The sequence below is a fragment of the Ruegeria sp. Ofav3-42 genome (genome assembly GCF_022347725.1).
Taxonomy (GTDB): domain Bacteria; phylum Pseudomonadota; class Alphaproteobacteria; order Rhodobacterales; family Rhodobacteraceae; genus Ruegeria.
Window position 1 is genome coordinate 178,937 of sequence record NZ_JAKRGB010000009.1, and the last position, 25,292, is coordinate 204,228.

Consider the following 25,292-nt stretch of genomic DNA (forward strand, 5'->3'; position numbering starts at 1 on the left):
CTGAATAGGTTTATGTCTGTATCGCGCTAGCCGTCGGCAAATGCCAGTGATATTCCGTATGAAAGGTATGAGGATTAGTCATATGATAGCACCACGTCGGTTCCTGCCCTCGATCCCCTCTCTGCTGGCCCTTGAAGCAGTTGATCGCCTCGGCAGCGCCTCTGCGGCAGCCGAAGAACTGTCGCTGACGCAAAGTGCGATCAGTCGGCAACTCAAGTCTATGGAGGAACAGCTGGGTGTCGCACTCATTCAGCGTAACCAGATGCGATTGCACCTGACGCCGGCCGCAAAAGATTATGTGCAGGTTGCCCGAACGGCGCTGAACCAGCTGGCGCAGGCATCCCTAAAGCTCAAGGCCAACCCAACCGGCGGATCGCTGAACCTGTCGATCCTGCCCGCCTTTGGAATGCACTGGCTGGCCCCGCGCCTGCAGGACTTTGCGCGCCGCCACCCGGAAGTGACCGTGAACCTGAGCACATGCCTCAAACCATTCGATTTCGAGACCGAGCACTTTGACGCCGCCATTCACTTTGGCCAGAAGGATTGGCCAGGGGTGAACTACCTTTCGATCATGCGCGAAGACGTGCTGCCGGTATGCGCTCCGAATCTTCTGGCTGCTGAGCGGCAGGATTTGAGCTGGCTGATGAAAGCGCCTCTGCTACATCTGGAAACCAGACCCGATGCGTGGGAACGATGGTTTGCCGCTCAGGGGCGCGAGGCATCCGGTATGCGTGGAATGCTCTTTGACCAATTCTCGACCATGGTACAGGCTACAATCCACGGATTGGGCGCGGCGCTCCTGCCCAGCTATCTCATCGAAGAAGACCTAAAGAACGGAAGGCTGGTTCTGGCCTGGGACGGGCCAAGCGTAAGCCTTGGAGAGTTCTTTTTGGTCTGGCCAAACACGCGACCGGAATCCGAGCCGCTAAAATCGTTTCGACTATGGCTGCAAGAGCAGGTCGGTCAAATCTGACCGCAATCTCTATAACCGCCGCTCAACCTGCGCGGCCTCCGGCCTTGCGTCCTGCGGACGGCGGGGAGGGCCAGGCAAGCGCGGGCTTCGCCCGCGCTTGCCTGGCCCAACGGAAGGAAACGTTTTTGCCAAAAAACGTTGACGACGGGCGGGAGCCCCGCGTGTGGCTTATTTGTCCAGAGACCGGGCAATCAGTTCTTTCATGATCTCGTTGGTCCCGCCGTAAATCATCTGAACGCGCGCATCCGCATAGAGGCGGGCGATAGGGTATTCCATCATGAACCCGTATCCACCGAACAACTGCAGACACTCATGCATAATCTCGTTCTGCACTTCGGATCCCCAATACTTCACCATCGAGGCCTTCGCCGCATCCAAAGTACCAGCCTGAAGTTGGGCAATGCAGTCGTTGACAAAGCTGCGCAGAACTTCGGCCTTGGTCTTGCACTCCGCCAGTTTGAAACGCGTATTCTGGAAGTCCATCACGCGCTGACCAAAGGCCTTGCGTTCCTGCGTGTAGCGCACGGTCTCGGATATCGCGAAATCTATCGCCCCCAGCGCCATGATACCGATGGTCAGACGTTCCCATGGCAACTGCCTCATCATCTGATAGAAGCCCTGACCTTCTTCCGGGCCGATCAGATTGGTCATGGGGACTTTGACGTCTTCAAAGAACAGCTCAGCCGTGTCATTGGCCTTCATGCCCAGTTTCTTAAGGTTGCGCCCCCGGCGGAATCCTTCCGCGTCCTCGGTCTCGACGGCGATCAAAGACACGCCCTTGGACCCCATCGATTTATCCGTCTTGGCCGCCACCAGAATTAGGTCCGCAGACTGCCCGTTGGTGATAAAGATCTTGGACCCGTTCAGACGATAGGAGTTCCCATCCTTGTCTGCAGTCGTGCGGATGGATTGCACGTCAGAGCCAGTCCCCGGTTCGGTCATTGCCAACGCGCCGACCAGCTCACCTGAAGCCAAACGGGGCAACCACTTCTGCTTCTGGTCCTCGCTGCCATAAGCGGTCAGATAATGGACAACGATCGACTGAATTCCAAAACCCCAGCCCGAGTCCCCACGCGCGGATTGCTCATACATAGTGACCGCGTCGAAACCGACCCCACCGCCTACTCCGCCATGTTCCTCGGCGATCGCGCCGGCCATGAGCCCCATTTCCCCGGCTTTATTCCAGAAATCTCGGTCGACCACGCCATTCTCGTTCCAGCGCTCGATATTGGGCACAAGTTCGTCGTCCATGAACCGGCTCGCCATCTCGGCGAACATCTGGTGTTCCTCGGTGACCCAATTGGCTGTGGGGGTGAATAGCGACATGTAGGTTTCTCCCGACTCAAATTTCGGTCAGGGTAACTTTGGACACCTTGCAAACCAACCCATCCAACGGATTGCAACGCAACGTCTTTTTCACCCAAATTCCGATTTTGCAGGCTGCAATCCTATTGAGCCATGGCGTTTCCCAGCAAAATTCGCGCCGCTGCCTTGGCGTCTTGCGCCGGATCGCAACTTTTGACCAGAACCGCGGTGACGATCGCGCCTTCTTGCAACAATAGCAACTGGCACCCCAGTGTCTTGGGGTCACGCGCGCCCGCCTTTCGGGCCAAATCGGTGAAAAACTCCAGCAGCACGCGCTTGTGTTCAGCCGCCTGCACATGGATCGGGTGATCCTTGTCCTGGTATTCGGCTCCGGCCTTTATGAACATGCAACCGCGAAAGCCATCCTCCTGGAACCATTCCCCCAACGCATCAAAACTGGCGATCAGCTGCTCAGCCGGGGAGTCCGCAAGCTCTTCGACCCGACGCATAAACCAATTGCGGAAATTCTCATCCCGCAGCCGCAAGGCCGCCAAGATTAGCTCTTCCTTGGTACGGAAGTGCTTATACATCGACGTTTTGGACACGCCCGTCTCAGCCACCAGCTTGTCCATGCCGGTGGCGTGAAACCCATCACGATAAAAGACCTGCAAAGCCTTTCGAACCAGTTCATCACGTTTGTTCGGGCGCATTTTTTGGCTCCTATGCGTACTGATCGGTACATAATGTGCATTCGCGATGGCTGCAACAATGTCGGATCAAGCCTCTGTTTTTGTTGCACTGTCCCATCAACCTTCGACTGAGAGGCCAAATATCTTCAGCTTGGCACTTGAAAAAGTTTACCGATCAGTACACATACATGCAAAGATGTACCGATCAGTAAACCCCGGAGCAAAAAGATGCAACGCCGCGCCAGACCCTTTCCACCTCAGTACGTCCCCTTGCTTTTGACCATCGCTCTGATTGCAGCCTCTTTGACGTGAAAGACCCGCAAATGAACCGTCCTCCTCTGCCCCCATTCACGCTGGAAACCGCAACGCAGAAAGTGCGCATGGCGGAAAACGCCTGGAACAGTCGCGACGCGGATAACGTGACTCCGGCCTATACCGATGACAGTCAGTGGAGAAATCGAGCCGAGTTTCTAAGCGGGCACGACGAGATCCACGCCTTTCTGACTCGCAAGTGGCACAAGGAGCTGGACTACCGGCTCATCAAGGAATTGTGGGCCTATTCAAGTGACCGCATCGCGGTACGCTACGCCTATGAATGGCACGATGACAGCGGTCAATGGTTTCGATCCTACGGCAACGAAAACTGGAGGTTTGCCGAAGACGGTCGAATGGCCGAACGGCATGCGTCATTGAACGATCTGCCGATATCCGAAGACGAACGCTTGTTTTTCTGGCCTCATGGCCCCCGTCCGGACGACCACCCCGGCTTGTCCGAACTTGGACTTTGAAAGGACATCTCATGCCCCGCGCCTTTTCCGAACTGACCTTTACCGCCACTGTTCGCGCGCATCAGGAACGGATGGGTTCAGCTAAAACCTATGCCAAATTCATTGAGGGCGGCCCGCAGCAGGGTCATGAAATCGGTGAGGCGGAAAAGGCGTTCATCGAGGCGCGGGACGGGTTTTACCAATCCACCGTTTCTGAAACCGGCTGGCCGTATGTGCAGTATCGCGGCGGCCCCATTGGGTTCCTCAAAGTTTTGGGGCCGCAGACAATCGGGTACGCTGATTTTTCGGGAAACAAACAGTATATCTCGCGCGGAAATTTGGACGGAAATGACCGGATTGCGATGATCCTGATGGATTACGCCAATCAGCGTCGTCTGAAAATTCTAGGCAGAGTCGAATTCACAGAAGGTGAGGCCGCCGCAGCCAGTCTTTACCCTGAAGATGCCGAAGCCCCAGCCGAACGCGCCGTCATCATCCGGGTCGAGGGGTTGGACTGGAATTGCCCGCGTCACATCACGCCGCGTTTTACCGAAGTGGAACTGCGCCCCCATCTCAACACGTTGGGGCAGCAGATGGCACAGCTTCAGGCCGAAAACGAAAAGTTAAAACAGGAACTGGCAAAACTGTCCTGATCCCGCCGTGTCGGGATGGACGAACTACTGTGAAAAGGGACTTTTACCATGAAACGTTCCACTTTGAATGTAGCCACATTCTTTCTCGTCGGGTTTGTGCTTGCGACAACAGCCTTGATCCTTGGATTTTTCGCCTCGCCCGAAGCGGTGCGAACGTCGCCGGCCGTGTACAACTCACTTTTGCTGGAGAGACTTGCGAACAGATGACGGCCACGTTGTGCTACCAAAAGAAAATCTGCATAACCTCTTGACCTTCCCGTGACTGGAACCCCCATTTGAGGGGCAGAAATCACATCGGGATGAGTCGAATGGCTACACCGCAGGTTACGCAATTGAAAATCACAGGCATGTCCTGCGCGTCCTGTGTGGGACGGGCGGAAACTGCTTTGCGCTCCGTCCCGGGAGTGACCGATGCATCGGTCAATTTCGCGACGGAAACTGCGCAGGTCACGCATTCGGGGCCTGTCAGTGCTCTGACCGAAGCCCTTGCAGACGCCGGGTATCCGGCGGCGAACACGCAGACGACATTGCAAATCGGCGGGATGAACTGCGCCTCGTGCGTGGCAAAGATCGAAAAAGCGCTGACCGCGGACCCCGCTGTCGTCGATGCGAAGGTCAACTTTGCCACCGAAAGTGCGGTTGTAACGTACATCGACGGTGCCACTGACCCGCTGAAACTGGCAGAACTGTCCGATCAGGCCGGATACCCGGCGCGGGTGGCAGATGGCGCTGCCGATGATCAAGCGGATCATGCCAAAACCGAAGAGGCGCACGCCCTGACCCGCGCGACAATTTTTGCTGCGGTTCTTGCCCTGCCTGTGTTCATTCTGGAAATGGGCGGGCATATGATCCCGGCCTTCCACCACTGGGTTCATGCCACGATCGGCACCCAGACCAGCTATCTGATCCAATTCGCGCTGACCTCGGTCATTCTGTTTGGCCCGGGACGCGTGTTCTACCTCCAAGGTATTCCTTCACTGTTGCGCGGATCGCCTGACATGAATGCGCTGGTCGCACTGGGAACCGGAGCAGCGTACCTGTTTTCCCTGATCGCTACCTTTGCGCCGCAAATTCTGCCGCACGGAAGCGCCAATGTGTATTACGAGGCTGCATCCGTCATCGTAGTCCTCATCCTTCTGGGTCGCGTCATGGAGGCGCGCGCCAAAGGCCGCACCGGGGCCGCAATCCGCAAACTGGTCGGGCTGCAGCCCAAAACGGCGTGGGTCGAGCAGGACGGCACATTCATTGACCGCCCGATCGCCGACATTGTCGTGGGAGATGTTCTGCAAATCCGCCCGGGTGAGCGCGTTCCAGTGGATGCCGAGGTGCTGGACGGCACATCTTATGTGGATGAAAGCATGATCACCGGGGAACCTGTACCCGTTGGCAAGTCGCCCTCGGATCAGGTTGTTGGTGGCACCGTGAACGGCACGGGCGCGTTGCGTGTCCGTGCGACACGCGTTGGGGCAGACACTGTTCTGGCGCAGGTCATTCACATGGTCGAACAGGCGCAAGGGGCCAAGCTGCCGATCCAGGGACTGGTCGACCGGATCACCGCAAAGTTCGTCCCGGCGGTGATTGTCGTGGCCTTGCTGACCATCGCTGTATGGTTGATCTTTGGCCCGGCCCCGGCCTTGCCTTTAGCGCTGGTCACTGGCGTCTCGGTCCTGATTATCGCCTGCCCTTGCGCCATGGGCCTGGCCACGCCGACTTCGATCATGGTGGGAACCGGCCGCGCGGCAGAGTTGGGAGTGCTATTCCGAAAAGGTGACGCCTTGCAGCAATTACAACAGGCCGAGGTTGTTGCACTGGACAAGACTGGAACGCTGACTCTGGGACGACCAGAATTGGAGCACGTGACCACGACAAACGGGTTTGACCACGATGATGTTCTACGTCTGGCGGCCGCGGTCGAGGCGCGCTCGGAGCACCCGATTGCCACGGCAATCACTCGCGCAGGGCCGGCAGAGCTACCCGAGTTGTCAAATTTTGAATCGCTAACCGGGTTGGGTGTTCGTGCCGTGGTCGAGGGGCGCAAAGTCCTGATCGGATCACCCCGGTTGATGGAACAAAACGGCGTAGACCTGATAGATCTGTCTGCCGAGGCCGACCAACGCGCAGCCGAAGGCGCAACCCCATTGTTCGTCGCGATCGATTGTCAGGCCGCGGCGATGCTAGCAGTCTCCGATCCAATCAAACCCGGCACGGAACAGGCGCTGGAACGCTTGCACGCAATGGGACTGACGCTGGCAATGGTAACTGGTGACAATACCCGAACGGCGCAGGCTCTGGCCGACAAGCTGGGCATCGACCATGTCACGGCAGAGGTACTGCCAGATGGCAAGCTGGCCGCGATCAACGCTTTGCGCGAACAGTTTGGTACGCTTGCCTTTGTCGGGGATGGCATAAACGACGCCCCGGCGTTGGCGGCAGCGGATATCGGTGTCGCAATCGGAACCGGAACCGACGTGGCAATTGAGACCGCCGATGTCGTTCTGATGTCCGGCGATTTGCGCGGCGTGGCTAACGCGGTGGAAATCAGCCGCAAGACCATGCGCAACATCAAGCAGAACCTCGGCTGGGCCTTTGGCTACAATATCCTGCTGATCCCGGTTGCGGCCGGTGTCCTGTACCCCTTTAGTGGGCACCTGCTGTCTCCGGCCCTTGCCGCCGGAGCGATGGCCTTATCGAGCGTCTTCGTCGTCTCGAACGCACTGCGTTTGCGTCGTGTCCGTGCGACCCTGCCTGAAAGCACTGAAGAACACTCAATCCGAACGGTGACGTCATGAATATCGGAGATGTGGCAACCCAGACCGGCCTGCCAGCCAAGACCATCCGCTACTATGAGGATATCGGACTGGTTAAGCCGCTGCGCGATGACAATGGCTATCGCAGATTCCGCAGTCAGGATGTGCACAAGCTGAATTTTCTGGGTCGGGCACGCGCGCTGGGATTTACCATCGAAGATTGCCGTACCCTGATGGCGCTTTACGAGGATGAGACCCGCGCCAGTGCCGATGTCAAAAAGGTCGCCCGTGCCCATATGGCACAGATCGAGGCCAAGATCGCTGATCTGAACGCGATGCGGGACACGCTCGGCCATCTGATCGACGCTTGCGCGGGGGATGACCGGCCTGATTGTCCGATCCTGCAGGATTTGGGCGGCCAGGCGTGACGCGGGGTTGCCCTTTGGGCGCAGCTTTGCTTTGTCTCTGCTAAACATTCCGGCCTGCTGAACCAGATGGGCGCCGGACAGCAGAGAGGATCACCAAATGGCAAAAGTTGCTTTCCTTGGCCTGGGCGTCATGGGCTATCCCATGGCTGGCCATCTAAAGGCCGCGGGTCACGAAGTCACTGTGTACAACCGTACCGCCGCCAAGGCCGAAGCCTGGGTCGCTGAACACGGTGGCGCTATGGCGACCACGCCGTGCGAGGCTGCCAAAGGGGCTGAGTTCGTCATGGCTTGTGTTGGCAATGACGACGACCTGCGCATGGTCTGCACAAGTGAAGACGGTGCATTCCACGGCATGTCCGACGGCGCGGTCTTTGTCGATCACACGACTGTTTCCGCCAAGGTGACCAATGAACTTTACGAAGCCGGAAAAGAAGCTGGCATCGCGCTCGTGGACGCCCCGATCTCGGGTGGGCAGGCAGGGGCAGAGAATGGCGTTCTGTCGATCATGTGTGGCGGGGATCAGGCAGCCTATGACGCAGCCGAACCGGCCATGCAGGTCTATTCCAAAATCTGCCGCCGTATCGGGGAAAGTGGCGCTGGCCAGTTAACCAAGATGTGCAACCAGATTGCCATTGCCGGTCTGGTACAGGGCCTCAGCGAAGCCTTGCACTTTGCCGAAAAAGCGGGGCTGGACGGGCGTTCCGTCGTCGAAGTGATCAGCCAGGGCGCGGCGGGCAGCTGGCAGATGGTCAACCGGTTTGAAACGATGCTCGACGATCATTTTGACCACGGGTTTGCTGTGGACTGGATGCGCAAGGATCTGGGTATCTGTCTGGATACGGCCAATGAAACCGGCGCCTCGCTGCCTGTCACTGCGTTGGTCGACCAGTTCTACAAGGACGTTCAGAAACTGGGCGGCGGGCGCTGGGATACGTCTGCTCTTTTCAAACGCCTGCGCGCGCAGGACTAAGGTATCGGACACATGGCTGAACTGACGGATTTCTGGGCTCGTGCCCTGCGCACCCAGTGGGGGCTTGAGGCCAAATTGAGCCGGTTGGACGGCGAATATGACCTCAACTTTCTGGTCAAGGCCACCAATGGTCAGGACTATGTGCTCAAGGTGATGCGCGCAGGCTGCGAGGCAGAGTTCATTGACCTGCAGGTCAAGGCGCTGGAACACATCGCCGCAGAGGCACCCGGGCTGCCCTGCCCCGGTGTTATCGCGGATATCAGTGGCGCGCTTCTGCCCGTAATCGCGGATCAGGACGGCCAGCCCCGGCTTGTTTGGCTGCTCGAATGCCTGCCCGGTCAATGCTATGCCAAGGCCGCACCTAAATCCGAAGAACTGATCATGAAACTGGGCCGCGTTCTGGGCGCGACAGACCGGGCATTAGAGCGGTTTGCCCACATTGGGTTGCACCGCCCGGATTTCAAATGGGATCTGACGCAGGCGGGCTGGATCTCGGACAAGCTGGACGCCATCACCGATGCAGCGCGGCAGGCCCTGTTGTCAGAGATTTGCGCGGGTTTCGATGCTATCTCGGACCGACTGGCTGGCCTGCCGAAACAGGCGATCCACAACGACGCCAACGACTATAACATCTTGGTCGAGGGCGAGTTGGGGCAGCGCCAGACAGTCTCGGGTCTGATCGATTTGGGGGACATGTGCGCCGCTCCGCGCATCTGCGATCTGACGATTGCCGGCGCGTACATCGTTCTGGATCATCCCAAACCCGAGCGGGCGCTGACGGCGCTGGTCCGTGGCTATCACGCCGTAAACCGGTTGCGTGCTGACGAGGTTGATCTGATCTGGCCGCTGCTGCGGATGCGGTTGGCTGTGTCAGTGGTGAACTCGACCCTGATGGCGGCCGAGAATCCGGACGATCCGTATGTGACCATCAGCCAGGCCCCCGCCTGGCGGTTCCTTGAAAACGATACCGTCAATGGCGGCCTAATGCCCGCCCGGCTGCGGGCTGCCTGCGGATTGCCGGTGACGGGCGGAGCGGAACGCATCCACGCCTATCTGTCCGAGCATCGCGGTCAGTTCGCCGAGATGTTTGGTCAGGACCTGAGCGATGTACCGATGGGATCGTTGTCGGTCGAGAACTCGACCTGGCCTCAGAACCCGTTCCACATGCCGCTGGACGAAGCTGCGCGGGTGGGTGAGGAGTTCGGAGACGGCCTCTGGCTGGGTTACTACAACGAGCCACGTCTGATCTATGCCGAGCCTGCGTTTCGCAAAGGGCCTTGGAAGGCATCGGACCGGCGGACGGTACATCTGGCCGTGGACGTGTTCGCGCCGGCTGGAACCGTACTGCATGCGCCGATGAGCGGCCGGATCGAGGCCGTGGAAAACCGCAATTCACATCTGGACTATGGTGGGGTGGTGATCCTGCATCACGAAACACCGGAAGGAGACCCGTTCTACACGCTCTACGGTCATTTGGACCCCGAGGTTTGTGACCGGTTGAAACCGGGTGATCCCGTGGCGCAAGGTGCCGCCTTTGCTCGGCTGGGAGATGCCACGCAAAACGGCGGCTGGGCCCCGCATGTGCACTTCCAACTGGCTCTGTCAACTGACGGCATGCAGAACGACTGGCCCGGTGTCGGCGACCCGGATGAGATGGAGCTGTGGCACGCCGTCTGCCCGAACCCTGCGGCCCTGCTGAACCTGCCCGACGACAAGGTATTCTATCGCCCGACCGAAAAACAGGCGATCCTGCAAGGGCGGCGTGACCATTTCGGCGGCAACCTCAGCCTCACTTACGACGATCCGGTCATGCTGGTACGCGGGTGGAAACACCACCTGTTCGACGAATGGGGCCGTCCATATCTGGACGCCTATAATAACGTCCCGCATGTCGGCCACGCGCATCCGCGCATTCAGGCCGTAGCTGCGGACCAGTTGAAGCGGATGAATTCCAACACTCGCTACCTGCATCCGGCGCAGACGGCGTTCGCCGACAAGATACTGTCCAAGCTGCCCGACCATTTCGAGGTCTGCTTCTTCGTCAATTCTGGCACCGAGGCAAACGAACTTGCCCTGCGGCTGGCCCGGGCACATACCGGTGCAAACGGCATTGTGACACCCGATCACGGTTATCACGGCAATACGAACGCAGCAGTGGCAATCTCGGCTTACAAGTTTAACAAGCCGGGCGGGATTGGTCAGGCCGATTGGGTCGAACTGGTTGAGGTCGCCGACGATTATCGCGGCTCATTCAAGCGCGATGATACTGAACGAGCACAGAAATTCGCTGATCTGGTGGACCCTGCGATCGCCGCATTGCAAGACAAAGGTCAGAGGCTGGCCGGGTTCATTGCAGAGACTTTCCCATCCGTCGGCGGTCAGATCATTCCGCCCATGGGATACTTGCCGGCCGTCTATGAGAAAATCCGCGCCGCAGGCGGTGTCTGTATTGCGGATGAAGTGCAAACCGGCCTCGGTCGCCTTGGCGATTACTATTTCGGCTTCGAACATCAGGGCGCGCTGCCGGATATTGTGGTTATGGGCAAGCCTATCGGTAACGGCCATCCGCTGGGCGTGCTGGTCACAACCAAAGCCATCGCAGAGAGCTTTGACAACGGAATCGAGTTCTTCTCGACCTTCGGCGGCTCGACCCTGTCCTGCCGGATCGGCAAAGAGGTTCTGGACATCGTCGATGACGAAGGCCTGCAGAACAATGCCCGCATCATGGGTGCACGGTTGATGGATGGGCTGCGTCAGGTCAACGCCGACTTTGGATGCGTCGGAGACGTGCGCGGCATGGGCCTGTTCCTGGGCGTGGAACTGATCAACCCCGATGGGTCTGAGGGCACCGAGATCTGCAAATACGTCAAGAACCGGATGCGGGATCACCGCATTCTGATCGGCAGCGAAGGACCAAAGGACAATACACTGAAAATTCGCCCCCCATTGACCATCGAAGCAGAAGATGTCGACATGATCCTATGGGCGCTTCGGGATGTGCTTTCCGAGGTTGGCGACCACACCCCTACTCCGGTCTGCGATCACGATCATCACCACGCGGGTTGTGGCTGCTGCTGAGACGACAAAACCCCGGCCCGAGGGAGCCGGGGTTTTGAAACCTGCTGGCTGCTCAATGCAGCACGGCAGACGGGGATTGATGACCGGTCGTTGGCAAGGGCACCGAAGCGGTCATGCGGCGCAGCACCATGCCAAGCTCTTCGGACAGAGATGCCAAGGCTGGCGCATAATCCGGCCGCACGATCAGCGAAGCCATCATCATGGCGTCTTCGCGCGCACCTTCCGAGGCTGCAGCGATCATTTGCGCAAAACAGTTCTCATCAGCGCCAAGGCAGGAACAGCCCAACCCATGTCGGATCAAAGGGCGGCGGCCATGGTTGGCGCAAAGCCCGCACAGACGATCCAGCGTCAGCATGGCTGCACGTCCCTGCTCCAGACCTAGCGCGATTTCGAAGTCACTGGCCGCATCTGCGCGCGCCTGGGTGCTTTCGCTCCACAAACGCAGATACATCACGGCACCGGCTTCGATCGGGCTGAGGTCGGACAGACGCCCGACAGCCGCCCCGCCGCGTGAGGGTCGCGTGCTCATTTCGTCAGGATCAGCTTACCGGCGCGTGTGATACGCAGAGTGTAGAGTTGATCGCCCAACTCGATATGAGCCAGGTTGCCACCTTTGGTCAGGTCTTCCGCCTTGTGGGACGGTAGCATGGATACCGCGTAGGATTGGCTAGGATTCGGGTTCTGCACGTTCATCAGGACAACTCCAGTGGGTCTCGGGCGAAAGGCCTTAATCTGTTTGTGTTTTCGACGATCTGGCTGGCCCGAATTGGGTTGGCTGTGGTGGTCTTTGCGCTAATCTGATTAATTTAGTCAGGTATGTCAAGCCCTCTTCCTGCGACGCTCACCAAGTCACGTGATTGCGCTGAGAAATCAAGCACGTTAGGTCTGCCTCATGATTACCAACCTAAAGGGAACGCAATGACAGCGACCATCATGTTCGATCTGGACGGAACCCTTGTAGACAGCCTTCCGGATATCGCTGCAGCCGCGAACAGGACTCTGCTGGATATCGGCATCTCCCCCTTGCCGGAAAAAACGATCAAGCAGTTTGTTGGTAACGGCCTGCCAAAACTGGTCGAACGCATGATCCGCCATCATGACCTGCCGATTGAGCGTCATGGGGAGCTTACCAAGCTGACCCTGGCCCATTACTCAGCTGCGTCCAGCGACAAAACGATTCCCTACCCTGGCGTCCCGAAGGCTCTGACTCAGCTGCGCGAAATGGGCTGCGTTCTGGGCGTTTGCACAAACAAGCCCGAGGCCCCGGCACGGCATGTTTTAGAGGCGTTGGACCTGTCTCACCACTTCGATGCGGTGTTTGGCGGTGATACGTTGGCCACGCGCAAACCCGACCCGGCACACCTGGAGGCCAGTTTTCATGCGGTCACGCCTTCCGGGCCACGGCTGTTTGTTGGAGACAGCGAGGTCGATGCGGAAACCGCACAGCGGGCAAATGTGCCTTTCCTGCTGTTTTCCGAAGGCTATCGAAAAACAGCAGTCACAGAAATCCCGCACATGTTCAGCTATGACGACACGCGAAAACTGCCCGCACTTGTCATCAAGGCAGTTCAGAGATTGGAAACGGAGTCCTGAGGGCCTTCGGAACGATCAAACCGTAAAGGGGAACCGGTTATTGAGGGGCCGGCCGAGGGGGTAAGTAGCCAGCCCCTCATCGGGGAAAAGTGGTATTGTCCGCGGTAATTCCTTGGATGATTCAAAGTTAACGAAGCGCCCCAATTTTCGGAATTGGGGGATTCCCGTAGACCCAGCGAACCGATTGAAATTGGGTTCATTTTTTTTGCCTTTTTGTTGTTTTTTGGCAAAAAACCGGTCAACACGCCTGGACAGCCGGGAAATTTCGGAAGCCTGCAGACGAAAAAGCGGGGTGGAAAATCCACCCCGCGTTTCTGCTTTCCAGAACTTCGTCCTAGATCGACCGCCCGTACGGGCTCAGATCGCCAGATACTCTTCGCGCAGCTGCGCGTTATCGAGAACTTCACTTGCCAAGCCATCGAATACGATGCTCCCGGTATCCAGGATGATCGCACGATCGGCCAGTTCAAGCGCGCGAACAGCGTTCTGCTCGACGATAATGGTTGTCATGCCCTGTTGCTTGACGTGGATCAGCGTCTTTTCGATCTCGTCCACGATCACCGGCGCCAAACCCTCATAAGGTTCATCCAGCAACAGCACCTTGATATCCCGCGCCAGCGCACGGGCAATGGACAGCATCTGCTGTTCGCCGCCTGAAAGCGTCACGCCCTCTTGCTTGCGGCGTTCACCCAGTCTTGGGAACAACTCATACAACCGTTCCAGCGACCAGCCGACCGGCGGTGCTATCTGAGCGAGCTGCAGGTTTTCCTCGACGGTTAGCCCGGGGATGATGCGGCGGTCCTCGGGCACCAGACCCAAACCTGCGGCAGCGGCCTCGTAACTTGCCATTTTGTGCAACGGTTGGTGGTCAAGCCATATCTCGCCATGGCGCACTTCGGGTTCACCTACCCGCGCAATGGACCGCAAAGTCGAGGTTTTGCCCGCCCCGTTGCGGCCCAGTAAAGCGAGGATTTCGCCCTCGTGCACGTTAAAGCTGACGCCCTGCACAATGTAGCTTTCGCCATAGTAGGAATGCATGTCCCACACCGACAGAAACGCGGGGGCGGTGCTGGCCCTGTTGGCGTTTTTTGAAAAGTCAGGTTTCTCGTTCATAGCTTTTCCTTACGCAGCCTCGCCCAGATAGGCCTCACGGACCTTGGGGTTTCCACGGATGTTTTCCGGAGTGTCTTCGACCAGCGGCGTCCCCTGCGCCAGAACGGTGATCCGTTCGGCCAGGCTGAACACCACATGCATGTCATGCTCGATGATGGCGATGGTAATGTCACGCTCTTCCTTAATCTGCTTCAGCAGATCAATTGTGTTGTTGGTATCGGCCCGCGCCATGCCCGCCGTGGGTTCGTCCAGCAGCAACAGCCGCGGATTCTGGCTGAGGCACATGCCGATCTCCAGCCGTCGTTTGTCACCACGCGACAGCGAGGCGGCGTGCATCTCGCGCTTGTCGGCCATGTTCATCTCTTCCAACATCGCCTCGGCCTGTTCGACAACCACCTTTTCGTTAGCAATGGTCTCATAGGCGTGCATCCGGAACGCACCGTCCCGCATCGCGAAGATAGGGATTAACATGTTCTCCATTACCGTCAGCTCGCCAAATATCTCGGGCGTCTGGAACACGCGGCTGATGCCCATCTGGTTGATCTGGAACGGCTCAAGGCCCAGCACCGAGTTGTTGTCGAACAGCACCGATCCGGTATCCGGCATAAGCTTGCCCACCAGACAGTTCAGCAAGGTCGACTTCCCCGCTCCGTTCGGCCCGATGATCGCGTGAACCGAGTTTTCCTCGACGCTCAGGTTCACATCGGTCAGAGCCTTGAGGCCCCCGAAGCGCTTGCTGACGTCTTTGACTCTCAGAATTGCCATGGTCGTGCCCCTTACTCCGCCGGTTCTGTTTTGCCCGACGGTGCGTCGTCGGCGCCTGTTTTTTTGCGTTTGAACCAATTCAGCAACCGCTGACCGCCTTCGACAAGGCCACCCGGCAGATAGATGACGACGAGCATGAACAGGATGCCAAGTGTCAGGTGCCAGCCTTTGCCGATGAAGGGGTGGATCAGGAACACGACCGCGTCCTCCAGCCCGTCGGGCAGGAAAGCAAACCAACTATGCAGAACGTTGTCGTTGATCTTCGAGAAGATGTTCTCGAAATACTTGATGAAGCCTGCGCCCAGAACCGGACCGATCAAGGTGCCTGTGCCGCCAAGAATGGTCATCAGCACCACCTCACCCGAAGCGGTCCACTGCATACGCTCGGCCCCTGCCAGCGGGTCCATCGCCGCCATCAGGCCACCGGCCAGACCGGCATACATGCCCGAGATCACGAAAGCTGCCAACGTGTACGGCTTGGAGTTCAGGCCCGTATAGTTCATCCGCTGCTGGTTCGACTTCACCGCTCGCAGCATCATGCCGAAGGGTGAGCGGAAGATGCGGATGGCCAGGTAGAAAACCACCATCATGATCACCGCGCACAGGTAGTAGCCCGCGTTGAAATCAAAACTCCATGCCCCCACGTCCATCGTGTAAGTCGCCCGCATAGGTAAGCCGAACAGATGAGGCAGGTCTGGTGCGTTCGCACCCTGAAGGATTTGGGGATCGTCCGCATAGACCTGCAGACCGGTTTCGCCATTGGTCAGGTTGAACTTGGGATTCGACAGAACCGAATAGGCCAGCGCAAAGCTCATCTGCGCGAAGGCCAGCGTCAGGATCGAGAAATAGATCCCTGAACGCCGCAGGCTGACAAACCCAATGAGCAGCGAGAACAGGCCCGCGACTACAACGCTCAGCGCGATTGCGGGGATGACGTTATAGCTGAGCAGCTTGAACATCCACACGGCGGAATAGGACCCAACACCCAGAAAGGCCGCGTGTCCAAAGGACAGATACCCGGTCAAACCGAACAGGATGTTGAACCCGATGGCAAAGATGCCGAAGATCACGAAGCGTTGCATCAGGTCCGGATACCCCGCGTTGAACTGTGCCATGGCGCTGCCCTCGGGGAATGGGTTCAGGATGAAGGGGGCCAGCAAAGTCAGAAGCGCGACGATGATCAGCAGGCTGGTGTCTTTTTTGTTCAGTCCCAACATTGATTATTCCTCCATCACGCCTTTTCGTCCCATCAATCCGCGCGGACGCGTCAGCAGCACGATGATGGCGACAAGGTAGATGATGATCTGGTTGATGCCTGGGATCGTTGTCGTGGCCCAGGTCGTCGAGGCAAAGCTTTCGAGAATTCCCAGAAGGAACCCGGCCAGCACAGCTCCGGGCAAGGAACCCATACCGCCGACAACAACCACAACAAAGCTGAGAACCAGGAAGTCCATGCCCATATGGTAGTTGGGCGGATTGAGCGGCCCGTACATAACACCGGCTAGCCCGGCAACGGCGGCTGCAATGCCGAACATGATCGTAAACCGGCGGTCGATATTGATGCCCAGCAGACCGACGGTTTCCCTATCCGCCATCCCGGCACGTACAACCATGCCGAAGGTGGTGAATTGCAGGAATGAGAACACCGCCCCGATAATGCCCACAGCAAAGCCGAAATAGACCAAACGCCAGATCGGGTAGATGATCGCGTTGGGATCAAAACCTACCATGATGCCCAGATCGACAGACCCGCTCAGCGCATCCGGCGGCGGGGTCTGGATCGGGTTTGCACCGAAGAAGTACTTGACCACTTCCTGCAAGACGATGGCCAGACCAAATGTCACGAGGATCTGATCCGCGTGGGGGCGCTTGTAGAAATGCTTGATCAGCCCGCGCTCCATCACATAGCCGACCAGCAGCATGATCGGGATCGCGAACAGAATGGCCAGTGGGACCGACCAGTCGATGATGGTTGCGCCGACCTCGGGGCCGAACCAGGCCTCGACATATGGGGTTTCGACCTTCAGCGGGTTACCCAAAAAGTCCTTTTGGGATTCATCCAGAGTTACGAAACTCAGGTTCAGCAGTTTTTGCAAAGTAACGGCGCAGAACGCACCGATCATGAACAATGCCCCGTGGGCAAAGTTCACGACGCCCAGCGTCCCGAAGATCAGCGTCAGACCCAGCGCAATCAGCGCATAGGCCGAGCCCTTGTCCAGACCGTTGAGAATTTGCAGTAGGATGGCGTCCATTGGCCCACCTCAGGGTTGGTCAGCATGAATTGAGTGGATATGACCGGGACCGAAACCCCGGCCACAGGGGGTCTGGCCACCGAAACCGGCGGTCAGACATCAGCCAAAGGCCTTACGCGCCCGGGTTGCACTTCCCAAGTTCGCCACCGGCGAACATCGGGTGCTCGGGATCGTACTCGACCTGCGCACGCGGCGTGATCTCGACGATTTCAAGCGTGTCGTATTCGTTGGTCGGGTTCTCGTTACCCCGCACAACCAACACATCCTTGAAGCACTGGTGGTCCGCACCACGATACCAGGTCGGACCATTGCCCAAGCCGTCGAACTCGAAGTCTTCCAGAGCTTCGACAACACCGCACGGGTTGAAGGTGCCGGCACGTTCAACCGCATCCGCATAGAGCAGCGTCTGTGCATAGCAGGTCTGCGCGGAGTTCGAAGGTGGCTTGCCATATTTCTCGCCAAAGGATTTCACGAAGGCTTTTGTACCCTCATCCTGCAGCTGCCAGTTCCAGTTCATCGAACCCAGCACGCCCTTGATGTTCTCGCCGGCACCCGCGGCCATCAGTTCGGAATAGAGCGGCACGACAATCTTGAAGTCTTTGCCGTTTGCAACCTTGTCGAGCAGGCCGAACTGGATCGCGTTGGTCAGCGAGTTCACCATGTTGCCGCCATAGTGGTTCAGAACCAATACGTCCGCACCCGAGTTCAGAACCGGAGCGATGTAGGACGAGAAGTCCGTTGACGCGAGTGGTGTCTTGACCGTGTTGACCGTCTCCCATCCCAAGGCTTCGGTCGAGGCCACGATCGACTCTTCCTGAGTCCAGCCCCAGTTGTAGTCGGCAGTCAGGTGATAGGCACGACGCTCGTTGCCCATCTCAGCCGCCAGCACCGGAGCCAAAGCAGCACCCGACATGTAGGCGTTGAAGAAATGGCGGAACCCGTTTGCCTTCTTGTCCTTGCCCGTAGTGTCGTTTGCATGGGTCAGACCGGCCATGAATATCACGCCCGCCTCTTGGCAAAGACCCTGAACCGCAACAGCCACGCCCGAGGACGAACCACCGTTGATCATGATCGCGCCGTCTTTCTCGATCATCGACTTGGCCGATGCGCGCGCTGCGTCCGATTTGGTCTGAGTGTCGCCGGTAACAAACTCGACCTTCTTGCCGAGGATGCCGTTGCCCTGAAGCGCCTTGGACGAGAACGTATTCAGGCAACCGCCGTCGCCTTCGCCATTCAGATGTTCGACCGCCAGCTGTTGCGCCAGAAGCTCGTCATTCCCTTCTTCGGCATACGGTCCGGTTTGCGGGACGTTGAAGCCCAGGACAACCGAAGACCCGGTAGGTTCATTGGTGAACGCGGCGGCCGACGAAGCCGTAAAGATCGTTGGCAGGGCCAGACCCGTGCCCGCGACGGCACCAGACTTCAACACGCCGCGGCGTGTGACAGATTTATTAGTCATTAATTCCTCCCATTTCCCAATTTTCGTCCATTGGCTCCTCTTCCGCTGGACGAAAAAAGCGCAGTTCTGCGCATCTTGAGTATGGAGGGGGTTCTGAAAAATTCTCAATAACCTGTTAAAAATGAAAGAATGTTGTGTAAACAAATGAACAAATATTCAAGTTTTTTGTAAATTTTTGGTTTGCCGCTCTCAAAATATGATTGACGGCAAATGGTTAGCCGTGAATTTTGCCTTGCGTCAAATTGGACGAAAACTGGAACGGCACTGTATGCCCGGACACCTAGCTAAATGCTGCCCCGCCGTAAAGCGTCAATACGATACTTCCCGATTGCCCGTTTGAACCGGGCCGCCAGTCAATTGGCACGGCAGCCCAGCGCGTCACGCTAGAGAGAGAACACAACGATCATCTGATTTTCTGACCCTTCTTGCGCCTGCAAAATCAAAACACGATCCGTGTTCGCAGGCCGACTAAAGTGACGCTGGATTGCGCCGGGTTCAACAATGGGTTCTCAATGAACTGCAGCGAAGGCGTGATCTGAAGGCCCGGTGAAATCGAGAACCGATAGAAGGCTTCCAAAGTGAACTGATCACCGTCGATGCCACGCGCTTCGGCCCAGTTCAGACCCAATCCGGCAAGGTCCGTGTTACGGCCAAAATAGCCGATCCCGGCCGAGACGGACCGGTCGTAAAGCGCGGCAGTTCCCTTGGCGGCTCCGGCTCGGAAGAACGGCATCCATGTGTTGTTCACGAACCAGGCGGCGGAAAAGGCCGCTCCGTAGTCTTCGGCGCGGCTACCATCGTCAGCAGCATCCGCGTGCCAAAGGGTAAGGTGAACGTTGTCAAAATAGATGCGGTCAAAGCTGGATGTGTACCCAAGCTCCAGCGACTTGAACAGATTGCCATCGCTGAACACGTCGAAATTCGGGTCCGACGGATCTGCATTTGCATCGGCCACGCTAGCCACAGCATATAAGTTGCTGCTTAACTTGAGCCCTCCGGCAATCCCCAATCCCGGGTTTGGCGCGTTGATCGTCGGGTTGGTATTGAAGGCAAGGTTCTGGAAGCCGCTGTACGGACTAACCAGACCATACACATCGACGAAATCGGTGACGTCGATCTGGCCGATCTGCAAGGTCCACGCGCCATCATCTGCCCTTTGCGTCCAGAACAGGTTGGTCAGCAGCAAGCCGCTATCGTTAAAGGCCGTCCCCGTGATGGACAGTGCACCGCCATCAAGTCCGAGGAATTGAGGGGCGACATCCGTATAGCTGTGGCGATGCTCAACTTTGAAAGTTAGTGATCCGCGTTCGGTCGCCTGCCAGCTGCCATAGAAACGCGCGATCCCGCTGGCTGCTTCGCCGGTTCCCTGATCAGCGTTTGTGGATTGGCCAAGTGCCAAATAATCGAAATTGAACCGAAACCCACCTTCGGCCAAACGATCTTTCCACTCAAACCACCGCGGGGCGATGTTGCGCGGGAAATCCGAGCGGTACTGCGGGTCGGTCAGACCGTCACCGGGTTCGAGGTCGGCCTGAACCGACGACGGCCCGGATAGTCCTTGCGCCGACGCGATGTCCGCACAGGCAAGCAGAAGAGCTGCAATAAGTAGACGCATCATTCGGGTGCCTTGGCTCCACCCATTTTACGATGGCCCGCAGCACGAATGCGGTCAGCCACGCTTTGCGTCCATTCCAATCGGTCATCCCGAGACTCCAGAGTCTCGACGCTGTCGGTGTCCAGCCTGAAAGTGGCGCGCATGGGCATGAGGCCATCAACGACCATCATTCTTTGATCTGACGGATCAATGGACAGTGTCCCGGTCAGACGCACGGGCTCGTGGAAATAGCTGGGCACCCAGTCATCATTCAGCCGCACGCGTATCATCTGATTTGGCGGAGGCGGAGGCAAGTGGCTGCACATTCCTCGTTCCGGCACCAGGTAAGCGACTGGCCGACCATCCGCATCCGCCGGAGCCGGAATAGCAAAACCGGCCAGCGTCACCGTCTGACCATCAAATTGCGGATTGCCAGCTGTTCCGGCTTTCTTCCGTCGCTCGGTCACAACTTGCCGCTGATCAAGCAGCCAGTCGATATCGATACCGCCCCCCGCCAGAGCGTCTTCGGTTTCGGTCAGGAGGTCCTGCCATTTTTGCCGTTCTTCAGCGCTGCCGCCGTCCTGTTGCAACCTGCCACGCAATCGCACTACGAAAAGCACATCATCGAACTGTTCGGGGCTAAGATCGCGATATGGATCTTCAAAAACCTGCACGGAAGGGTCTGGCAGATCGGACCAGTCCACAGCCACGCCGGGGGCCGCATCGACATCAGGCCCGGCCAAAGCCAGCGCAATAACAGCGACAATCCCATACAAGGTTTTCATCCGCGCCCTCCGTAGCATTGCCTGATGCGGTACAGCCACATTAATTCAGTTCAGCGTATTTTTGTATATCACACCGTCTTTCATGATCAGTCGAATGGTTTCAGGGCTATCTGGTCTTGGGTCCGCCCCAAACCACTGATCCCCTGTGCCCACGACCGAGAAATCCTCGAGCGGGTTGCCGTCGATCAACAGGATATCGGCATATGCCCCTTCTTCAATCACACCCAGTTTGCCGTCGAGATAGGGGTTCATAAACGGGCCTGACAACGCTGCAATCTCGCCCCCTGTGGATGTCATGGCAACCAACGAAGCATGGGGACCGAAGAATTCGTTGTTGAGGTGTTTTTCATACGCAATTTGGATATTGCACGCATCGACAGTTCCAACACAATCCGTGTGAAATCCCCGCTTTGCAGGGCATTCATTCATATTGTCGATATACCCGCCAAAAGCTTGCGTCGCCGATTTTGCCTTAGCCAGACTAGAGGGAACGTCACGCACGGCGGGCACTTCAAACAGGTTAGGGTCAAAAGCCGTAAGGTTCGTCGTGATGTATGCCCCCTTTTCATTCATTAGCGCCGAGATTTCGCAGTCGAACATAAAGCCGTGTTCGATAGACTTAACTCCCGCGTTCAGGGCATTCATAATCGTGACTTTCCTATAAGAGTGCGCCATCACGTAGCTTTCGTATTCGTTCGCCACACGAACGATGGCTTCAAGCTCCTCTGGTGATCCAGCCAAAAGCTGCCATGGGTCAAATGCAGAAACCACTCCGCCAGACTGCATGAACTTTAGCTGTGTCGCGCCCATTCGAAAATTGTTGCGCGCGTATTTGTTCATGTCGTCAACGCTGTCGATTTGCTGCGCCATGTTCAGTCGACTGAAGTTTGTTTCTGCCCCCGGAGGGGATGTGAAGCTCGCGAAATCCGCGTGCCCGCCGCGACTGCCAAGAAATGCTGCCGAAGGATAAAACCGGGGGCCGAGGATCTGCCCCGCATCGATGGCCCGGCGCAGGCCTCCGTTTGCCCCTCCCGCGTCGCGCACGGTTGTAAAACCTTGCATCAGGTACATTTCGGCCATTTTGGTGCCGTGAATTGCAAGGTCTTCCCAGGTGCTGTTTGACTCCATCGCCGGGATCGTTGGTCCCGGCAGCATCAAATGCGCGTGGTTTTCGATGAAACCAGGTGTCAGCGTGCGGCCCGAGCCGTCAATAACCGTGGCTTCCGGCGCATCAATGGCTTCGGTCGAAACTGTCTTGATCAGGTTGCCCTCGACCAACACGTTTGCATTCTCAACTCGCTGCTCATTCACGCCGTCAAATACATGCACGTTGGTGAACAAGGTTTGTGGTGGCTCCGCATTCTGAGCCAGCACTGGCGATCCAAAACAACACACAACTGCGAAGAGCGCGGCCGAGTACCGAGCGTTGCGAAATCCGGTCATGGGAAACCTCAATAAATTCAGATGTTGTAATGCTAGTTCGAAATCTTCCGACCGGGTTGCCACTTTTTTATTCGGATGTTCGAATGTAGTTCAAAAAGTGGCAACACACTCAGACAAGTTGCTTGAACCGGAGGTATTTACCCGTGCCCCTCAACACGATCCCGCAAGGCCAAAGCGAAGGCTTCATTCGGCTCGCCCTGGCGGAGCCGTTTTTGCGATACCTCAGCGAGCGCCAGATTGACCCACGACCAGCTTTGGACCAAGTGGGTCTTCAGGCCGAGCTTTTGTCCGACCCATCAGTCTACGTACATTCCGAGTTGGTATTCGGGCTTATCAACGCCTTTTCGGACTTGGCGGGTGACCGTTTCCTTGGCCTTCATGTTGGGGAAACGTTCGACCTGCAAGCATGGCCACCATTCGCTCAGGCCCGGCAGTCTTCAAAGTCACTCTTTGAGTTCTTTGCCCGCTTTGTGCAAATTGTCCCGCAAGAATCCAGCTCGGTTCGGCACCGGCTGATCGTCGACGCGGACAGAGCGACCTATCAGATTGAACGGCAGCAGGAACCGGCCGTACCACCCGTACAGGTAACTGGATTTGGAGCCGCGATTTACGTGAGGCTGCTACAAACTGTGGTTGGACGGGCCTGGGACCCGTCGGTCGTGCGATGGGAAAGCCGCTACATCAACGGCGTTCCAGTCGGATACAAAGGGATCGAGGTTAGCCTTGGGACCTCACCCGGAATGCAGATCAACTTCCCGGTGGACTGGTTGTTCAAGGCACAGGCTCCTGGTGTGGCGGCCAATCCCCCGATAACCGCCCAGCACGAAGAAGAGATCACCGTCGTCGCGGCCATTCGATCTGTATTACGCGACAAATTGGACGAAGCGGATCTGGGGCCACAGGTTGTTTCCGGTCTGCTGGGCATACAGACGGATCGGTTTTTGAAGGTGCTACAGCAACAAGGCACGACACTGCCCCGCGAAATCAAACACCTGAAAATAGATGTAGCCAAAGAACACCTGAACCAGAACCGAAAAACCATCGCCGAAATCGGCCTTCTGTTGGGATACTCAGACAAGTCCCACTTCACCCGGTTTTTTCGAGGTCAGACGGGTATGACACCGACACAGTTTCGAGCGGACACGAGTCTTGCAAAGTAAAATTTAAGCTGATCGGTCGGGTTTAAGATGCCGGTGGTTCATTCTGACCAATCAAATCCCGCCCTTACTTGTTCGCAACTCACAAAAGCAGGAAACAAGGCGTGGACCGCACGATCCCTGTCGAGCAGCGCGGTTGAACGCGCTGCTATTCATTTAGTACGCAATCTAAAAAAATCAGTGTTTTGAATTCACGTCAGCCGTGGCACTTGCAGCCTGAATGGCCGCACCCCGAACCATCAGGATGCCCGTTGGCGCATGCCTCGCTGCAATAGTTACGGTCTTCCTTTTTGACGGCGTCTTTGATTTCGACGATGCAAACGCAATCGTCACAGGCACATTTTTGTTGAGTAACGGTCGGCACTGGTTTTCCCCTTTGCCAGGTTTCATCAGTAACTTCGTGGTCGTGCGTGAACAGGTGATCGATCATAATCGTCAAGACGCTGTGCACACATGCATCTGCCATCGCGTAAAAGACTTGTTTGCCACGCCTGTCAGATTTCAGAATCCGGGCGGAGCGAAGCAGTCGGAGGTGATGGCTGGTCAGCGATGCAGAAACGCCCAGACTGTCAGCTATGTCACCCGCGGACCGTTCACCGTCCTTGCAGGCAATCACAATCGACAATCGTGTCGGATCCGCCAGGAGCCCAAAGGTCTCTGTCAGCTGGGTCGTTTGATCGAGATGAAGGCAACGAATCTTCATGATTAAACACTTAAACGATTGTTCGATTGTTGCCCAACTTCTGCCGCTCAGTCAGGCTTTTGCGAACTGATTACATTCCCTAGAATATGGAAAAAGGCGATTGTTGTGCCTGTCCATCTGGCGCTCCACCCTGATGGACAGGCCCAAAACCGGAAGGCGACAAATCCTGCCCGTTGCGGTCATGTGAATCACGCTGTCAGACAGATGTCTCGGTGGTGTGGACCATCATACCGTCGGCGCGCTTCAAGCTCTTGGGAATGTACACGCAGGATTTCCAGGCTGGTCTTCAAATCACCCTTATCGATGTCGCGCGCCATAACAACCACTCAGCTGGTCGTTTCATCACTGCTCCAAGACTTTAGGGGGACGGGGCGTCGAATATGTGCTGCACACCGTGAAACACAAAGGGCCACTCCATACCCCGGACATGTACAATCCCCTTCATCCGAAGGATGTTCGGACCTTTGAGGGCAATCAGGATATCGAGTCAGAAATCAAAAAACGCCTGCCGGGATCGGGTCTGACACTTCAATGGAAGCCAAGCCGATGCGGTTGTCATGATGAAAACGCGCTCCACCAGAGGGCAGTGTTATAAGTTCAGTTTGTATCGCTTTCGGCGCAATCCAGGACAGGCCGAACGGCGTTCCGGTCTGAACTCGTCCATGCCGGGCCGTTAAACCCCTCTCTTTCTTTGCGCATCCCTGATGAGAGCAGCAAGCCGATAGAACCCATGTGCCATCTTGGTATAGGGCATGAGCAAGAAAAATGTCAGGACCGATCCAAGGTGGATGGCAACCAGCGCGGGCATCAGAGCCGTT

23 protein-coding genes are annotated in these 25,292 nt (G+C 57.2%); 9 read left to right on the forward strand and 14 right to left on the reverse strand.

What is annotated here, in order from left to right:
* The first annotated feature begins 82 nt into the window (after positions 1-82).
* On the forward strand, positions 83-973 hold the full coding sequence (locus MHN28_RS14835) for a LysR substrate-binding domain-containing protein (protein WP_239342916.1): 891 nt from the start codon (positions 83-85) through the stop codon (positions 971-973).
* 168 nt (positions 974-1,141) lie between these two features.
* Here the strand turns inward: MHN28_RS14835 and MHN28_RS14840 are convergent, their stop codons facing one another.
* Both MHN28_RS14840 and MHN28_RS14845 read right to left on the reverse strand, forming a co-directional pair.
* The gene (locus MHN28_RS14840; RefSeq protein ID WP_239342918.1) at positions 1,142-2,299 is read right to left on the reverse strand and encodes an acyl-CoA dehydrogenase family protein; all 1,158 of its coding nucleotides are present in this window, start codon (positions 2,297-2,299) and stop codon (positions 1,142-1,144) included.
* Positions 2,300-2,421: 122 nt separating this feature from the next.
* Complete coding sequence (locus MHN28_RS14845) at positions 2,422-2,988, reverse strand: TetR/AcrR family transcriptional regulator (protein ID WP_239342920.1); 567 nt, start codon at positions 2,986-2,988, stop codon at positions 2,422-2,424.
* Positions 2,989-3,290: 302 nt separating this feature from the next.
* Here MHN28_RS14845 and MHN28_RS14850 point away from each other — a divergent pair, with 302 nt between their 5' ends.
* The 6 genes from MHN28_RS14850 (at position 3,291) to MHN28_RS14875 (ending at position 11,610) form a co-directional block, all read left to right on the forward strand.
* Complete coding sequence (locus MHN28_RS14850; protein ID WP_239342922.1) at positions 3,291-3,755, forward strand: nuclear transport factor 2 family protein; 465 nt, start codon at positions 3,291-3,293, stop codon at positions 3,753-3,755.
* Positions 3,756-3,766: 11 nt separating this feature from the next.
* Positions 3,767-4,387, forward strand: a complete 621-nt coding sequence (locus tag MHN28_RS14855) for a pyridoxamine 5'-phosphate oxidase family protein (RefSeq protein WP_239342924.1) — start codon at positions 3,767-3,769, stop codon at positions 4,385-4,387.
* Positions 4,388-4,695: 308 nt separating this feature from the next.
* Positions 4,696-7,176, forward strand: coding sequence for a heavy metal translocating P-type ATPase (locus tag MHN28_RS14860; RefSeq protein ID WP_239342926.1), 2,481 nt, complete (start codon positions 4,696-4,698; stop codon positions 7,174-7,176).
* On the forward strand, positions 7,173-7,562 hold the full coding sequence (gene cueR, locus MHN28_RS14865; RefSeq protein ID WP_239342960.1) for a Cu(I)-responsive transcriptional regulator: 390 nt from the start codon (positions 7,173-7,175) through the stop codon (positions 7,560-7,562). Before MHN28_RS14860 ends, cueR begins: the two co-directional genes overlap by 4 nt.
* A 97-nt stretch (positions 7,563-7,659) precedes the next feature.
* The gene (locus MHN28_RS14870) at positions 7,660-8,532 is read left to right on the forward strand and encodes an NAD(P)-dependent oxidoreductase (RefSeq protein ID WP_239342962.1); all 873 of its coding nucleotides are present in this window, start codon (positions 7,660-7,662) and stop codon (positions 8,530-8,532) included.
* 12 nt (positions 8,533-8,544) lie between these two features.
* The gene (locus tag MHN28_RS14875; RefSeq protein ID WP_239342973.1) at positions 8,545-11,610 is read left to right on the forward strand and encodes an aminotransferase class III-fold pyridoxal phosphate-dependent enzyme; all 3,066 of its coding nucleotides are present in this window, start codon (positions 8,545-8,547) and stop codon (positions 11,608-11,610) included.
* Between the two features lie 52 nt (positions 11,611-11,662).
* On the opposite strand, the gene MHN28_RS14880 is transcribed toward MHN28_RS14875, so the two are convergent.
* Positions 11,663-12,139 carry a hypothetical protein gene (locus MHN28_RS14880; protein ID WP_239342975.1) on the reverse strand — a complete coding sequence of 159 codons (477 nt, stop codon included), beginning with the start codon at positions 12,137-12,139 and terminating at the stop codon, positions 11,663-11,665.
* Positions 12,136-12,303 (reverse strand): hemin uptake protein HemP, encoded by a 168-nt coding sequence (gene hemP, locus MHN28_RS14885; protein WP_239342994.1) that lies wholly within the window; start codon positions 12,301-12,303, stop codon positions 12,136-12,138. The genes MHN28_RS14880 and hemP overlap by 4 nt, the downstream gene beginning before the upstream one ends.
* Before the next feature lie 225 nt (positions 12,304-12,528).
* Here hemP and gph point away from each other — a divergent pair, with 225 nt between their 5' ends.
* On the forward strand, positions 12,529-13,203 hold the full coding sequence (gene gph / locus MHN28_RS14890) for a phosphoglycolate phosphatase (protein WP_239342996.1): 675 nt from the start codon (positions 12,529-12,531) through the stop codon (positions 13,201-13,203).
* Positions 13,204-13,560: 357 nt separating this feature from the next.
* On the opposite strand, the gene MHN28_RS14895 is transcribed toward gph, so the two are convergent.
* The 8 genes from MHN28_RS14895 to MHN28_RS14930 form a co-directional block, all read right to left on the reverse strand.
* Positions 13,561-14,316, reverse strand: a complete 756-nt coding sequence (locus MHN28_RS14895) for an ABC transporter ATP-binding protein (RefSeq protein ID WP_239342998.1) — start codon at positions 14,314-14,316, stop codon at positions 13,561-13,563.
* 9 nt (positions 14,317-14,325) lie between these two features.
* Complete coding sequence (locus tag MHN28_RS14900; RefSeq protein ID WP_239343000.1) at positions 14,326-15,081, reverse strand: ABC transporter ATP-binding protein; 756 nt, start codon at positions 15,079-15,081, stop codon at positions 14,326-14,328.
* 11 nt (positions 15,082-15,092) lie between these two features.
* Positions 15,093-16,298: a branched-chain amino acid ABC transporter permease gene (locus MHN28_RS14905; protein ID WP_239343002.1), complete on the reverse strand. Its 1,206-nt coding sequence runs from the start codon at positions 16,296-16,298 to the stop codon at positions 15,093-15,095.
* 3 nt (positions 16,299-16,301) lie between these two features.
* Complete coding sequence (locus MHN28_RS14910; protein ID WP_239343004.1) at positions 16,302-17,333, reverse strand: branched-chain amino acid ABC transporter permease; 1,032 nt, start codon at positions 17,331-17,333, stop codon at positions 16,302-16,304.
* Between the two features lie 112 nt (positions 17,334-17,445).
* Positions 17,446-18,792 (reverse strand): substrate-binding protein, encoded by a 1,347-nt coding sequence (locus MHN28_RS14915; RefSeq protein ID WP_239343006.1) that lies wholly within the window; start codon positions 18,790-18,792, stop codon positions 17,446-17,448.
* A gap of 439 nt (positions 18,793-19,231) precedes the next feature.
* Entirely contained in the window at positions 19,232-20,410 is a 1,179-nt protein-coding gene (locus MHN28_RS14920) for a carbohydrate porin (RefSeq protein WP_239343016.1), read from the reverse strand.
* On the reverse strand, positions 20,407-21,171 hold the full coding sequence (locus MHN28_RS14925) for a DUF3299 domain-containing protein (RefSeq protein WP_239343018.1): 765 nt from the start codon (positions 21,169-21,171) through the stop codon (positions 20,407-20,409). Before MHN28_RS14925 ends, MHN28_RS14920 begins: the two co-directional genes overlap by 4 nt.
* 45 nt (positions 21,172-21,216) lie before the next feature.
* On the reverse strand, positions 21,217-22,614 hold the full coding sequence (locus MHN28_RS14930; RefSeq protein ID WP_239343020.1) for an amidohydrolase family protein: 1,398 nt from the start codon (positions 22,612-22,614) through the stop codon (positions 21,217-21,219).
* Between the two features lie 143 nt (positions 22,615-22,757).
* On the opposite strand from MHN28_RS14930, the gene MHN28_RS14935 reads away from it, so the two are divergent.
* A complete protein-coding gene (locus tag MHN28_RS14935) occupies positions 22,758-23,774 on the forward strand; it encodes an AraC family transcriptional regulator (RefSeq protein WP_239343031.1) in 1,017 nt (338 codons plus the stop codon).
* 193 nt (positions 23,775-23,967) lie between these two features.
* Here MHN28_RS14935 and MHN28_RS14940 read toward each other — a convergent pair whose 3' ends face one another.
* Positions 23,968-24,474 carry a metalloregulator ArsR/SmtB family transcription factor gene (locus MHN28_RS14940; RefSeq protein WP_239343033.1) on the reverse strand — a complete coding sequence of 169 codons (507 nt, stop codon included), beginning with the start codon at positions 24,472-24,474 and terminating at the stop codon, positions 23,968-23,970.
* Positions 24,475-24,832: 358 nt separating this feature from the next.
* The gene (locus tag MHN28_RS25045) at positions 24,833-24,955 is read right to left on the reverse strand and encodes a GTP-binding protein (RefSeq protein WP_370645727.1); all 123 of its coding nucleotides are present in this window, start codon (positions 24,953-24,955) and stop codon (positions 24,833-24,835) included.
* Positions 24,956-25,292: the final 337 nt, after the last annotated feature.

Coding starts and splice junctions, on each gene's coding strand:
- MHN28_RS14835 (WP_239342916.1), top strand. CDS start 83: ATGATAGCACCACGTCGGTTCCTGCCCTCGATCCCCTCTCTGCTGGCC.
- MHN28_RS14840 (WP_239342918.1), bottom strand. CDS start 2,299: ATGTCGCTATTCACCCCCACAGCCAATTGGGTCACCGAGGAACACCAG.
- MHN28_RS14845 (WP_239342920.1), bottom strand. CDS start 2,988: ATGCGCCCGAACAAACGTGATGAACTGGTTCGAAAGGCTTTGCAGGTC.
- MHN28_RS14850 (WP_239342922.1), top strand. CDS start 3,291: ATGAACCGTCCTCCTCTGCCCCCATTCACGCTGGAAACCGCAACGCAG.
- MHN28_RS14855 (WP_239342924.1), top strand. CDS start 3,767: ATGCCCCGCGCCTTTTCCGAACTGACCTTTACCGCCACTGTTCGCGCG.
- MHN28_RS14860 (WP_239342926.1), top strand. CDS start 4,696: ATGGCTACACCGCAGGTTACGCAATTGAAAATCACAGGCATGTCCTGC.
- cueR (WP_239342960.1), top strand. CDS start 7,173: ATGAATATCGGAGATGTGGCAACCCAGACCGGCCTGCCAGCCAAGACC.
- MHN28_RS14870 (WP_239342962.1), top strand. CDS start 7,660: ATGGCAAAAGTTGCTTTCCTTGGCCTGGGCGTCATGGGCTATCCCATG.
- MHN28_RS14875 (WP_239342973.1), top strand. CDS start 8,545: ATGGCTGAACTGACGGATTTCTGGGCTCGTGCCCTGCGCACCCAGTGG.
- MHN28_RS14880 (WP_239342975.1), bottom strand. CDS start 12,139: ATGAGCACGCGACCCTCACGCGGCGGGGCGGCTGTCGGGCGTCTGTCC.
- hemP (WP_239342994.1), bottom strand. CDS start 12,303: ATGAACGTGCAGAACCCGAATCCTAGCCAATCCTACGCGGTATCCATG.
- gph (WP_239342996.1), top strand. CDS start 12,529: ATGACAGCGACCATCATGTTCGATCTGGACGGAACCCTTGTAGACAGC.
- MHN28_RS14895 (WP_239342998.1), bottom strand. CDS start 14,316: ATGAACGAGAAACCTGACTTTTCAAAAAACGCCAACAGGGCCAGCACC.
- MHN28_RS14900 (WP_239343000.1), bottom strand. CDS start 15,081: ATGGCAATTCTGAGAGTCAAAGACGTCAGCAAGCGCTTCGGGGGCCTC.
- MHN28_RS14905 (WP_239343002.1), bottom strand. CDS start 16,298: ATGTTGGGACTGAACAAAAAAGACACCAGCCTGCTGATCATCGTCGCG.
- MHN28_RS14910 (WP_239343004.1), bottom strand. CDS start 17,333: ATGGACGCCATCCTACTGCAAATTCTCAACGGTCTGGACAAGGGCTCG.
- MHN28_RS14915 (WP_239343006.1), bottom strand. CDS start 18,792: ATGACTAATAAATCTGTCACACGCCGCGGCGTGTTGAAGTCTGGTGCC.
- MHN28_RS14920 (WP_239343016.1), bottom strand. CDS start 20,410: ATGATGCGTCTACTTATTGCAGCTCTTCTGCTTGCCTGTGCGGACATC.
- MHN28_RS14925 (WP_239343018.1), bottom strand. CDS start 21,171: ATGAAAACCTTGTATGGGATTGTCGCTGTTATTGCGCTGGCTTTGGCC.
- MHN28_RS14930 (WP_239343020.1), bottom strand. CDS start 22,614: ATGACCGGATTTCGCAACGCTCGGTACTCGGCCGCGCTCTTCGCAGTT.
- MHN28_RS14940 (WP_239343033.1), bottom strand. CDS start 24,474: ATGAAGATTCGTTGCCTTCATCTCGATCAAACGACCCAGCTGACAGAG.